At 56.3% G+C, this 13,266-nt stretch carries 8 protein-coding genes; 4 read left to right on the forward strand and 4 right to left on the reverse strand.

Going from position 1 to position 13,266, the window contains the following annotated elements; genetic code table 11:
- Nucleotides 1–23: 23 nt before the first annotated feature.
- Together rcsC and gyrA are read right to left on the reverse strand one after the other, a co-directional pair.
- Complete coding sequence (gene rcsC / locus HV355_RS04145) at nt 24–2,870, reverse strand: two-component system sensor histidine kinase RcsC (RefSeq protein ID WP_182401004.1); 2,847 nt, start codon at nt 2,868–2,870, stop codon at nt 24–26.
- Nucleotides 2,871–3,005: 135 nt separating this feature from the next.
- On the reverse strand, nt 3,006–5,642 hold the full coding sequence (gyrA, locus tag HV355_RS04150) for a DNA topoisomerase (ATP-hydrolyzing) subunit A (RefSeq protein WP_089597934.1): 2,637 nt from the start codon (nt 5,640–5,642) through the stop codon (nt 3,006–3,008).
- 146 nt (nt 5,643–5,788) lie between these two features.
- Between gyrA and ubiG the strand changes: the two genes are divergently transcribed.
- The 4 genes from ubiG to yfaE all read left to right on the forward strand — a co-directional run bounded on the left by ubiG (nt 5,789) and on the right by yfaE (nt 10,641).
- Complete coding sequence (ubiG, locus tag HV355_RS04155; protein WP_023336386.1) at nt 5,789–6,517, forward strand: bifunctional 2-polyprenyl-6-hydroxyphenol methylase/3-demethylubiquinol 3-O-methyltransferase UbiG; 729 nt, start codon at nt 5,789–5,791, stop codon at nt 6,515–6,517.
- A gap of 348 nt (nt 6,518–6,865) precedes the next feature.
- Nucleotides 6,866–9,151 (forward strand): class 1a ribonucleoside-diphosphate reductase subunit alpha, encoded by a 2,286-nt coding sequence (nrdA, locus tag HV355_RS04160; RefSeq protein ID WP_023312513.1) that lies wholly within the window; start codon nt 6,866–6,868, stop codon nt 9,149–9,151.
- 105 nt (nt 9,152–9,256) lie between these two features.
- Nucleotides 9,257–10,387, forward strand: a complete 1,131-nt coding sequence (gene nrdB / locus HV355_RS04165; RefSeq protein WP_010433416.1) for a class Ia ribonucleoside-diphosphate reductase subunit beta — start codon at nt 9,257–9,259, stop codon at nt 10,385–10,387.
- Nucleotides 10,387–10,641, forward strand: coding sequence for a class I ribonucleotide reductase maintenance protein YfaE (yfaE, locus tag HV355_RS04170; RefSeq protein ID WP_008500234.1), 255 nt, complete (start codon nt 10,387–10,389; stop codon nt 10,639–10,641). The genes nrdB and yfaE overlap by 1 nt, the downstream gene beginning before the upstream one ends.
- A 105-nt stretch (nt 10,642–10,746) precedes the next feature.
- Here yfaE and glpQ read toward each other — a convergent pair whose 3' ends face one another.
- Nucleotides 10,747–11,805, reverse strand: coding sequence for a glycerophosphodiester phosphodiesterase (gene glpQ, locus HV355_RS04175; protein ID WP_182401006.1), 1,059 nt, complete (start codon nt 11,803–11,805; stop codon nt 10,747–10,749).
- A gap of 11 nt (nt 11,806–11,816) precedes the next feature.
- Nucleotides 11,817–13,169 (reverse strand): glycerol-3-phosphate transporter, encoded by a 1,353-nt coding sequence (gene glpT / locus HV355_RS04180; protein WP_089597932.1) that lies wholly within the window; start codon nt 13,167–13,169, stop codon nt 11,817–11,819.
- Between the last annotated feature and the right edge of the window lie 97 nt (nt 13,170–13,266).

Genomic DNA, 13,266 nt, shown 5'->3' on the forward strand with positions numbered 1-13,266 from the left:
AAAAGGCCCTCGCGGGCCTTTTTTTATATTCTGGTTTTTCTCACGCGGTCCGCATAAACAGACAACGTCTGCTTCAATACGTCCAGCGTCACCGGCTTCGACAGGCAGCTGTCCATGCCAGACTCCAGGCAGCGCTGCTTCTCTTCCGCCAGGGCGTTCGCCGTCACGCCAACGACCGGCAGCGTCAGGCCAAGCTGGCGAATGCGCTGCGTCAGACGGTAGCCGTCCATGTTTGGCATATTCACATCGCTCAGCACGATATCAATATGGTTTTTACTCAGCACGTTCAGCGCATCGACGCCGTCGTTGGCGGTTTTACACTGATATCCGAGCGAGCCAAGCTGGTCGGCCAGCAGGCGGCGGTTGATCGGATGGTCGTCCACCACCAGAATCATCATATCGTCATTCACCGACGCCAGCGCATCCAGTGACGGCAGTGCCGTTGCACCATCGCTGTCTTCAAGCTGTACGCTGTATATGCGCGCCAGTAGCCCTAACAGCTCATGCGGGGTCGCCACGCTGTGCACCCATTCCCCCGGCGCGCGCTCCAGCGGAATACCAATGTGGCGACGGCAGAACATGATCACCCCTCTTCCCGGCCACGCCTGTTCCGGCATGTCGTCAGCGATCAGCATATCGTCCACGTCCGGAGTCTGCCCTTCATATCGGCATACCCGTACGCCACTGTGGTTAAGCAGCGCCGTCAGATAATCATTGAGCGAAGCGTTATGCACCGCCAGCCAGCAGCGCTTGTCGCTCAGCCCATCGACCGTCGTTTTAGCCGGATACTGCGCCGAATAGAGCGGAATACGGATGGTGAACTGGCTTCCCATGCCTGGTTCAGTATCGACGGAGATATCCCCGTCCATCATGCTGATGAGCTTTTCACAAATCGCCAGCCCCAGCCCGGTACCCTGGAAGTTGCGCTGCACGCCCGTCCCGACCTGGAAGAACGGGTCGAACAGACGGACCACCTCCTTCGCCGGGATGCCCACGCCCGTATCACGCACGCGGATAGTCAGATAGTCCCCTACGCGGCATACGTGCAGCACAATACAGCCGATATCGGTGAATTTGATGGCGTTGCTCAGCAGGTTGGAGATGACCTGCTGCAGGCGCATCGGATCGCCGTGCAGCGTCAGCGGCACGTCCGGTTCGATAAAGCAGTACAATCCCAGCTGTTTACGCACCACCAGCGGCAGATAGTTGGCGCTAATATGGTTCATGACCTCGCGCGGGGAAAACTCGCGCGGCTCGATTTTCAGCTGCTCTGACTCAATTTTTGAGAAATCGAGAATATCGCTAATGATTTTCAGCAGCAGGCTTGAAGAGTTGTTCATCGCCGTGACCAGGCGATCAACCCCTTTCGGCAGCTCTTTCGTCTGCAGCAGATCGAGGTTACCGATGATCCCGTAAAGCGGCGTGCGCAGCTCGTGGCTGACGGTAGCAAGGAACATCGATTTCGACTGACTGGCCTGTTCGGCCGCCTGCGCCATCTCCTGAAGCGACTCTTCCATTTTCACACGCGCGGAGACATCCACCAGCACACAAATGGCCACGTTTTCATTGCGATAGCGCGAATGGACGAAGCTGATTTGCAGGTTGGTGTGGGTGCTGGTCAGCACGTCCACAAAGTTAACCTGCTGCCCGCAGATAATCTGCGTCAGCCGCTGCCTGTCCTCATGCGTCAGCATGTTCAGGTAGTTATGCGCCAGCTCGTTACTGAGGATATTGGTGCCGTCCTGGGTGCGCAGGATACAGATCCCCACCGGCGCAGAGGCGACAATCTTACGGTTAAACTGCTCATGTTCTTCGAGACGCTGGGCGTCTGCCTCAGCCGGAATAAATATCCGCCGCTCATACATGCGCGCCAGCATAAACAGCGCCACGCCCACCGCGATATTCAGCAAAATGGCGTTGAGGATCAGGATGCGAATGCGTTCAAGCACCATATCCACCGGCACCGAATAGACAATGCTGAGCGACGAAGGCGGCAGACTTTTCTTCAACACCAGCTCGCGGAAACCGGAGGTGTAGCCAAACCACGACCGCTCCTGCATCCAGTGTGGATCAACGTTCAAACGGTTATCCGGCCCGGCGAGGGAGATCAGGGAATGACCGTTTTCATCGAGAATGGTCACCCCCATCGGCAGGCTGCCCGGCGTGAAGAAGTTTTCCATGCGGATGGTTTGTTCAATGCCCAGCAGCGCCTGCAGGCGGTTGCCCAGATACACCGGCGTCAGGGCATAGAAATAGCCCACGCCCGTGCGCGGGCCCTGGCTAATCCAGAAGATGTTATTCCCGCGCTCGTCCTGCGGCGCATTGCGGTATTTCACAATACGCTCATGCAGGCTTTTCAGCGCGTCATCACGCTCTACGGGCATGTCGCGCAGGCCAAAATCGGCCATGCAGAGATTTTCGCTGCCAATAAGATAGACGCGGTTCAGGTCATAGGCCGCGGAGAAGTTGTCACGCCAGTAGCGCATAAACCACGCCAGCGATTCCAGCGAGCCGCGCCAGGTACTGCCCATTGCGGAGCAGTCAGAGTCCGGGAACAGGGGCTCAAAGTCGGGTACTTCGGTTTTATCATTGCGCCCACGAATGGCAAGAATACCGTTTTCCGCCGTCAGGCGATTCTCGGCAATGTACTTCAGCTCCTTCATGACGTCAGAGGTGCGCTGAATGTAGCGCTGGGCCTGATCGGAGCTGAGGTTAAACTCCTGGCGGATCTCCGCTTCTTTCTGGTGTAGCGCATTAACGATGAAAAACACCGAGAACAGAGCCACCAGCAACCAAAGCAGTAGCGCCAGCGCCCGGAACAGATAGCGAGAGACTTTCAGCGTGGTACGAAAGGAGACGAGGTATTTCAAAGGGGCGAGGCTCCGCCATCGGGGTCAAAAAGAATGTGGTTAAGGTAGCGGTAAACGCGGCTTGTCGCAACGTTCACTTGTCTGCTTGTGCAAAAGAAAAGGGCCGGAAACCGGCCCTTTTTGCGTCAGGAGACATTACTCGTCAGCGTCATCCGCTGCATCTTCGTCGGTGTCCGCTTCCGGCGCGATTTCATCATCGCCTTCCGCTACCGTACCATCGATGGAGTCGAGTTCTTCGTCATCCACAGGCTCAGCAACACGCTGCAGACCCACCACGTTTTCATCTTCCGCTGTACGGATGAGGATCACGCCCTGGGTGTTACGACCCACCACGCTGATCTCAGATACGCGAGTACGCACCAGCGTACCGGCATCGGTGATCATCATGATCTGGTCGGCGTCGTCCACCTGCACCGCGCCGACAACGGAACCGTTGCGCTCGGTCACTTTGATAGAGATAACGCCCTGCGTACCACGGGACTTAGTCGGATATTCGCTTTCCGCCGTACGTTTACCGTAGCCGTTCTGCGTGACGGTCAGGATAGCCCCTTCGCCGCGTGGAACGATCAGGGAAACAACGGAGTCTTCACCCGCCAGTTTGATCCCACGAACGCCTGTTGCCGTACGGCCCATTGCGCGGACCGCGTTCTCTTTGAAACGCACCACTTTACCGGCGGCGGAGAACAGCATCACTTCATCGGAACCGGAGGTCAGATCCACACCGATCAGTTCGTCGCCTTCGTTCAGGTTCACGGCGATAATACCGGCCGAACGCGGACGGCTGAATTCGGTCAGCGCGGTTTTCTTCACGGTACCGCTCGCGGTCGCCATAAAGACGTTCACGCCCTCTTCGTACTCACGTACCGGCAGGATAGCGGTGATACGTTCATTCGCTTCCAGCGGCAGCAGGTTGACGATTGGACGGCCACGCGCGCCACGGCTTGCTTCCGGCAGCTGATAGACTTTCATCCAGTAGAGACGACCACGGCTTGAGAAGCAGAGGATCGTGTCATGGGTGTTCGCCACCAGCAGACGGTCAATAAAGTCTTCTTCTTTAATACGTGCCGCAGATTTCCCTTTACCGCCACGACGCTGTGCTTCGTAGTCGGTCAGCGGCTGATACTTCACATAGCCCTGGTGAGACAGGGTGACCACCACATCTTCGCGGTTGATCAGATCTTCAATGTTGATATCAGAGCTGTTTGCGGTGATTTCGGTGCGACGCGCATCACCGAACTGATCGCGAACCAGCTCCAGCTCTTCGCGGATCACTTCCATCAGGCGGTCTGCGCTACCCAGGATATGCAGCAGTTCAGCAATCTGTTCCAGCAGCTCTTTGTATTCGTCGAGCAGTTTTTCGTGCTCAAGGCCGGTCAGTTTCTGCAGACGCAGATCCAGAATCGCCTGTGCCTGCTGCTCGGTCAGATAGTACTGACCGTCGCGCACGCCGAATTCAGGCTCCAGCCACTCAGGACGTGCCGCGTCGTCGCCCGCACGTTCGAGCATCGCAGAAACGTTACCCAGCGCCCAAGGACGGGCCACTAATGCCGCTTTCGCTTCCGCCGGCGTCGGCGCACGGCGAATCAACTCGATAATCGGGTCGATGTTAGCCAAGGCAACGGCCAGCGCTTCAAGGATGTGGGCACGGTCGCGCGCTTTACGCAGCTCGAAGATAGTACGGCGGGTCACCACTTCACGGCGGTGACGCACGAACGCGCTCAGGATCTCTTTCAGGTTCATGATCTTCGGCTGACCATGGTGCAGTGCAACCATGTTGATACCGAAGGAAACCTGGAGCTGAGTCTGGGAGTACAGGTTGTTCAGCACAACCTCACCCACCGCGTCACGTTTGATCTCAATCACGATGCGCATACCGTCTTTGTCAGACTCGTCACGCAGCGCGCTGATACCTTCAACACGTTTTTCTTTTACCAGCTCGGCGATTTTTTCAATCAGACGCGCTTTGTTCACCTGATACGGGATCTCGTGAACGATAATGGTTTCACGACCCGTTTTGGCGTCCGCTTCCACTTCGGCGCGGGCACGGATATAAATCTTGCCGCGACCAGTGCGGTAGGCTTCTTCAATACCGCGACGACCGTTGATGATCGCCGCCGTCGGGAAGTCCGGGCCCGGGATGTGTTCCATCAGCCCTTCAATGCTGATCTCTTCATCGTCGATATAGGCCAGGCAGCCGTTGATCACTTCGGTGATGTTGTGTGGCGGAATGTTGGTAGCCATACCGACCGCGATACCGGACGAACCGTTCACTAACAGGTTCGGGATCTTGGTTGGCATAACATCAGGAATGCGCTCGGTGCCGTCGTAGTTATCGACGAAATCAACGGTCTCTTTTTCCAGGTCGGCCATCAGCTCGTGGGCGATTTTCGACATACGGATTTCCGTATAACGCATCGCCGCTGCGGAGTCGCCGTCAACAGAACCAAAGTTACCCTGACCATCTACCAGCATGTAGCGCAAGGAGAATGGCTGCGCCATACGGACGATGGTGTCATAAACGGCGGTATCACCATGCGGGTGATATTTACCGATGACGTCACCCACGACGCGGGCAGATTTTTTATAGGCTTTATTCCAGTCATTGCCCAATACGTTCATGGCGTATAGTACGCGACGGTGTACCGGCTTAAGGCCATCGCGGACGTCCGGCAGCGCACGGCCAACAATGACCGACATCGCATAGTCCAGATAGGAGCTCTTCAGCTCTTCCTCGATGTTAACCGGTGTAATTTCTCTCGCAAGGTCGCTCATCTAACCGCTATCCCTCTACTGTATCCCGGATTCAAAGGTCGCAAATTATAACACAGCCGCGGTGATTGAGGTAAACCAATAAGCTTTATTCACCCGCGCGGGCTGATATACTCCTTTGTCTTGCTAAATAAGGAGTAAAAGCGCCCATGAATGCCGAAAAATCCCCGGTGGCTCACAACGTTGACCACGAAGAGATTGCCAAATTTGAAGCGGTGGCGTCCCGCTGGTGGGATCTCGAAGGTGAGTTCAAACCTCTGCATCGCATTAACCCGCTGCGTCTGGGCTATATCGCGGAGCGTTCCGGCGGTCTGTTCGGTAAGAAAGTGCTCGACGTCGGCTGCGGCGGCGGCATCCTGGCTGAAAGCATGGCGCGCGAAGGGGCCACCGTTACCGGCCTGGATATGGGCTTTGAACCGCTGCAGGTTGCCCGCCTTCACGCGCTGGAGTCCGGCATTCAGGTGGAATACGTGCAGGAAACCGTGGAAGAGCACGCGGCAAAACATGCTCATCAGTACGATGTGGTGACCTGCATGGAGATGCTGGAGCACGTTCCCGATCCGCAGTCCGTGGTGCACGCCTGTGCAAAACTGGTGAAACCGGGCGGACAGGTCTTCTTCTCGACCATCAATCGCAACGGCAAAGCCTGGCTGATGGCCGTCGTCGGCGCGGAGTACGTGCTGCGCATGGTGCCGAAAGGGACACACGACGTGAAGAAATTCATCAAGCCTGCGGAGCTGTTAAGCTGGGTTGACCAGACGTGGCTCAAAGAGCAACACATCACCGGCCTGCACTACAATCCGCTGACCGATAAATTCAAGCTCGCACCGGGCGTAGATGTTAACTATATGTTGCATACCACCGCCAAAAACGACTAACGTCATTCGTTATTCTTATAAAGATTGCGCGACATCATGTTGCGCAATTCTGACCTCCCGTTGAAGAAATCAGCACTCGATCAAATTTTGAATTTTTTTTCTTAATTATTGACATGTCTTCCAGGCCTTACGGTACGAGGACTTAGCCTTTTTTACCCTTTCACAACCTCAATTTAACGTCAAAATCAACCCTTGTGCTGAAAAGATTCGATACTAGAATACTCACCATATAGCGTTTTTCTTATCGCAAACCCCCTATATGTAGTATTTATCCACAGAGTTAGTCACAAGACGGATCTGTGGATAAGCGGGGGATATTTTTTTATTTCACGGACAGGTAAACCCCACATGAATCAGAGTCTGCTGGTGACAAAGCGCGACGGTACCACCGAGCGTATCAATCTGGACAAAATCCATCGAGTTCTCGACTGGGCAGCAGAAGGACTGAACAACGTATCTATCTCCCAGGTTGAACTGCGTTCCCACATCCAGTTCTACGACGGCATCAAAACGTCTGATATCCATGAAACCATCATCAAGGCAGCGGCGGATCTGATCTCCCGTGAAGCACCGGATTATCAGTACCTCGCTGCACGTCTGGCGATTTTCCACCTGCGTAAAAAAGCCTACGGCCAGTTTGAGCCGCCTAAGCTGTACGATCACGTGGTGAAAATGGTCGAGCTGGGCAAATACGACACGCATCTGCTGGAAGACTATACGGAAGAAGAGTTCGAGCAGATGAACGGGTTTATCGATCACTGGCGCGACATGAACTTCTCCTATGCGGCGGTGAAGCAGCTCGAAGGCAAATACCTGGTTCAGAACCGCGTAACCGGTGAGATCTACGAAAGCGCCCAGTTCCTCTATATTCTGGTGGCTGCCTGCCTGTTCTCTAACTACCCGCGCGACACCCGTCTGGAATACGTGAAGCGTTTCTACGATGCGGTATCGACGTTCAAGATTTCTCTGCCGACGCCAATCATGTCTGGCGTGCGCACCCCAACCCGTCAGTTCAGCTCCTGCGTACTGATCGAGTGTGGTGACAGCCTGGATTCCATCAACGCCACCTCCAGCGCCATCGTGAAATACGTTTCCCAGCGCGCCGGTATCGGCATTAATGCCGGTCGCATCCGTGCGCTGGGCAGCCCGATTCGCGGCGGTGAAGCGTTCCACACCGGCTGTATTCCGTTCTATAAGCACTTCCAGACGGCAGTGAAATCCTGCTCTCAGGGCGGCGTGCGCGGCGGTGCAGCGACCCTGTTCTACCCGATGTGGCACCTGGAAGTGGAAAGCCTGCTGGTTCTGAAGAACAACCGCGGCGTGGAAGGCAACCGCGTGCGTCACATGGACTACGGCGTGCAGATCAACAAGCTGATGTACACCCGTCTGCTGAAGGGTGAAGACATCACCCTGTTCAGCCCGTCCGACGTGCCGGGCCTGTATGACGCGTTCTTCGCCGATCAGGACGAGTTCGAGCGTCTGTACACCAAATACGAAAAAGACGACAGCATCCGCAAACAGCGCGTGAAGGCGGTAGACCTGTTCTCCCTGATGATGCAGGAACGTGCTTCTACCGGCCGTATCTACATCCAGAACGTGGACCACTGCAACACCCACAGCCCGTTTGACCCGGTTGTTGCGCCAGTGCGCCAGTCTAACCTGTGCCTGGAGATCGCCCTGCCGACCAAACCGCTGGAAGACGTGAACGACGAAAACGGCGAAATCGCGCTGTGTACGCTGTCCGCGTTCAACCTGGGTGCGATTAAGAGCCTGGACGAGCTGGAAGAGCTGGCCGTGCTGGCGGTTCGCGCGCTCGACGCCCTGCTGGACTACCAGGATTACCCAATCCCGGCCGCTAAACGCGGTGCAATGGGCCGTCGCACCCTGGGTATCGGCGTGATCAACTTCGCCTACTGGCTGGCGAAAAACGGTAAACGCTACTCCGACGGCAGCGCCAACAACCTGACGCACCAGACGTTCGAAGCCATTCAGTACTACCTGATGAAAGCCTCCAACGAGCTGGCGAAAGAGCAAGGCGCGTGCCCGTGGTTCAACGAAACCACCTACGCGAAAGGCATTCTGCCAATCGACACCTACAAGAAAGACCTGGACGCGATTGTCAGCGAGCCGCTGCACCTCGACTGGGAAGGCCTGCGCGAGTCCATCAAGACCCACGGCCTGCGTAACTCCACGCTCTCTGCCCTGATGCCGTCCGAGACCTCTTCGCAGATCTCCAACGCCACCAACGGCATTGAACCACCGCGCGGCCACGTCAGCATCAAAGCGTCGAAAGACGGCGTGCTGCGTCAGGTGGTACCGGATTACGAAACGCTGGGTAACAACTACGAGTTGCTGTGGGAAATGCCAAACAACGACGGCTATCTGCAGCTGGTGGGTATCATGCAGAAGTTTATCGACCAGTCGATCTCTGCCAATACCAACTATGACCCGACGCGCTTCCCGTCCGGCAAGGTTCCGATGCAGCAACTGCTGAAAGACCTGCTGACCGCGTATAAGTTTGGCGTGAAAACCCTGTACTATCACAACACCCGTGACGGTGCGGAAGACGCGCAGGACGACATGGTGCCGTCAATTCAGGACGATGGCTGCGAAAGCGGCGCATGTAAGATCTAATAAATCCCCTCACCCTAACCCTCTCCCACAGGGAGAGGGAACTCTTTCCCCCTCTCCCTGTGGGAGAGGGCCGGGGTGAGGGAAATAACACCACAGGACACATTCATGGCATACACCACCTTTTCACAGACGAAAAACGACCAGCTCAAAGAGCCGATGTTCTTCGGCCAGCCGGTCAACGTGGCACGCTACGATCAGCAAAAATATGACATCTTCGAAAAGCTGATTGAAAAGCAACTCTCCTTCTTCTGGCGCCCGGAAGAAGTGGACGTTTCCCGCGACCGTATCGATTTCCAGGCGTTGCCGGATCACGAAAAACATATCTTCCTCAGCAACCTGAAGTACCAGACGCTGCTGGACTCCATTCAGGGTCGTAGCCCGAACGTGGCGCTGCTGCCGCTGATCTCGATTCCTGAGCTGGAAACCTGGGTAGAAACCTGGGCGTTCTCCGAGACGATCCACTCCCGCTCTTACACCCACATCATCCGCAACATCGTGAACGATCCGGCGGTGGTGTTTGACGATATCGTCACCAACGAGCAGATCCAGAAGCGCGCGGAAGGCATTGCGCACTACTACGACGAGCTGATCGAGATGACCAGCTACTGGCATCTGCTGGGCGAAGGCACGCATAACGTGAACGGCAAAACCATTACCGTGAACTTGCGCGCGCTGAAAAAGCAGCTGTACCTGTGCCTGATGAGCGTTAACGCGCTGGAAGCGATCCGCTTCTACGTGAGCTTCGCCTGCTCCTTCGCCTTTGCCGAGCGCAAGCTGATGGAAGGCAACGCCAAAATCATCCGCCTGATCGCCCGTGACGAAGCCCTGCACCTGACCGGGACTCAGCACATGCTGAACCTGCTGCGCAGCGGCGCGGACGACCCGGAAATGGCTGCGATTGCCGAAGAGTGCAAGCAGGAATGCTACGATCTGTTCGTGCTGGCGGCCCAGCAGGAGAAAGAGTGGGCAGACTACCTGTTCCGCGACGGCTCCATGATTGGCCTGAACAAAGACATCCTGTGCCAGTACGTTGAGTACATCACCAACATCCGCATGCAGGCGGTCGGTCTCGACCTGCCGTTCCAGACGCGCTCCAACCCAATCCCGTGGATCAACACCTGGCTGGTGTCCGATAACGTGCAGGTGGCGCCGCAGGAAGTGGAAGTGAGTTCTTACCTGGTCGGTCAGATTGATTCTGAAGTCAACACCGACGACCTGAGCGACTTCCAGCTCTGATGTCACGCGTCACGTTAAGTCTTTCCGGCACTGAGGTACTGTGTCGGGAGGAGCACCCTTCTCTGCTGGTGGCGCTTGAGGCGCATCAGGTAGAAGTAGAGTACCAGTGTCGTTCCGGCTACTGCGGCTCGTGCCGCTGCCGTCTGGTTGCCGGCCAGGTGGACTGGCTGACCGAGCCGCTGGCCTTTATCAACGAAGGGGAAATTTTGCCCTGCTGCTGCCGGGCAAAAGGCGATATTGAGATCGAGATGTGATGTTGTCCTTATCCCCTCTCCCGGTGGGAGAGGGTTAGGGTGAGGGCATCAGGCCGCAGAGCCTGATTGTCGGGTGGCGGCTTCGCCTTACCCGACCTACAAATCCTACTTCCGGTGAATGAATTCGACTGCTTTATCCGGGAAATCCGTAAACAGTCCGTCCACGCCCGCCTGGTTATACAACACCTCATAAAGCTGATTCACGTCCGTTGCGTACTCCGGCAGCTGGTCTGCACGCACGGTATACGGATGCACCTGCATCTTGCTGGCATGCGCATCTTTCACCATCGCCGTCAGCTTCACGTGGCCCGGCGTGGAGCCTTCCGCCACCAGCATGTGGTAATCCGGCCCGATGCCATCGGCGTACTGCGCAATCTGCTTCATCGCGCCCGGCTTAAACATCCAGTCGTAGTTGTAGTTCACCCACTTCCCGTCCGGCTGCTTCTCCTGGGTTTCATTCCAGTCGGTATAGGCAATCAGCTGTACCAGATTGAGATCCATCCCCATCTTCGGCTCCAGCTCGGTTTTGATGCGCTTTAGCTCGGCGGCGTCAAAACACTGCAGGTAAACTTTGTCCTTCTTGCTGATATAGCCGTACTGTTTCAGCACCTCCAGCGTCTTCGCGGCAATGTCTTTCCCTTCCTGATGGTGGAACCACGGCGCTTTGATCTCAGGGTAGATACCGATGTTTTTACCGGTGGAGTGGTTCAGCCCCTGAACAAACTCAATCTCTTCCTGGAAGGTATGAATGCGGAAGTCGGACTTGCCCATCGGGAAACGTCCCGGATAGACCTGCACCTTCTTGCCATTTTCAATCTCGAAGCCTTCGGTAAACTTCAGCGAGCGGATCTCCGCCAGCGTGAAGTCGATGGCGTAGTAGCGCCCATCTTTTCGCGCGCGGTCCGGAAAACGCTCGGCCACGTCCGTCACGCGGTCAAGATAATGGTCATGCAGGACAACCAGCTGGTCATCCTTGGTCATCACCAGATCCTGCTCAAGATAATCCGCGCCTTGCGCATAGGCCATCGCTTTTGCCGGGAGCGTATGCTCCGGCAGATAGCCGCTGGCACCGCGGTGGGCAATAACGATTTTGTCCGCCGCCAGCGCGGAGCCGGTCATTAAACCGGCCAGCAGCAGGCCGGTTGCAAGTTGGGTTAATTTCATCGCATTGCTCCTTATTGACGACGCGCCAGCACTTCCGCGTGGTGACGTTTTTCACCGATCATGACGACAATCAGCAGCAGTACCGCCAGCACGCTACCGCCAATCATCACCATAAAACCGCCGTCCCAGCCGAAGAAGTCAACGGTGTAGCCCACAATGGCGCTCGCCGCGACCGAACCGCCGAGATAGCCGAACAGACCGGTAAAGCCCGCCGCCGTGCCTGCCGCTTTTTTCGGGGCCAGCTCCAGGGCATGCAGGCCAATCAGCATCACCGGACCGTAAATCAGGAAACCGATAACGATCATGCAGGCCATATCTACTGACGGGTTGCCCGGCGGGTTGAGCCAGTAAACGACGGTGGCAATGGTCACCAGGGTCATAAAGAACACGCCCGTCGCACCGCGGTTGCCCTTGAACACTTTGTCTGACATCCAGCCGCAAAGCAGCGTGCCCGGGATCCCGGCATATTCATACAGGAAATAGGCCCAGGAGGATTTATCCAGCGCGAAGTGCTTCACCTCTTTCAGGTAGGTTGGCGACCAGTCGAGGATGCCGTAGCGCAGCAGGTAAACGAACACGTTGGCGACCGCGATGTACCACAGTAGCTTGTTGGGCAGCACGTACTTCATGAAGATCTGTTTTGCGGTCAGCTCTTCTTCGTGCTCCTTGCTGTAATCATCCGGATAGTCGTTTTTGTACTCTTCAATCGGTGGCAGGCCGCAGGACTGCGGCGTGTCGCGCATCAGCGCAAAGGCAATAATTGCCACCACGATGGCACCAAAGGCGGGCATATACAGCGCGGCTTTCCAGTCGTTGAACCAGGCCATACCGAGCAGGAACAGCAGAGGCGGAAGCCCACCGCCGACGTTATGGGCACAGTTCCACACCGACACGATGCCGCCGCGCTCTTTCTGCGACCACCAGTGCACCATGGTACGTCCGCACGGCGGCCACCCCATTCCCTGGAACCAGCCGCAGAGGAACAGCAGCACGAACATAATCGCAATACTGGACGTCGCCCACGGCACGAAGCCCATGAACAACATCACCGCAGCGGCCAGAATCAGGCCGGCAGGCAGGAACACGCGCGGATTCGAGCGATCCGACACCGAACCCATAATGAATTTGGAAAAACCGTAGGCGATGGAGATCCCCGACAGCGCGAACCCCAGATCGCCGCGGGAGAAGCCCTGCTCCACCAGATACGGCATGGCGAGCGCAAAGTTTTTACGTACAAGGTAGTACGCCGCGTACCCGAAGAAGATCCCCAGGAAAATTTGCCAACGCAGACGGCGGTAAAGCGGATCAATTTCTGCCTCTGGCAGACGCGCCCGATGCGGCGCGGGTTTGAAGATACTGAGCATAACAGCCTCCGTGGCCTTGAATTAAATGGGCAGGTGGCTCGCACCTGAATTCCAGTGGCGGGGATGTTAAGAAATCGCAGTGATTGTTACTGTGAAT

This window comes from Enterobacter sp. RHBSTW-01064 (genome assembly GCF_014103035.1).
Lineage (GTDB): Bacteria > Pseudomonadota > Gammaproteobacteria > Enterobacterales > Enterobacteriaceae > Enterobacter > Enterobacter mori.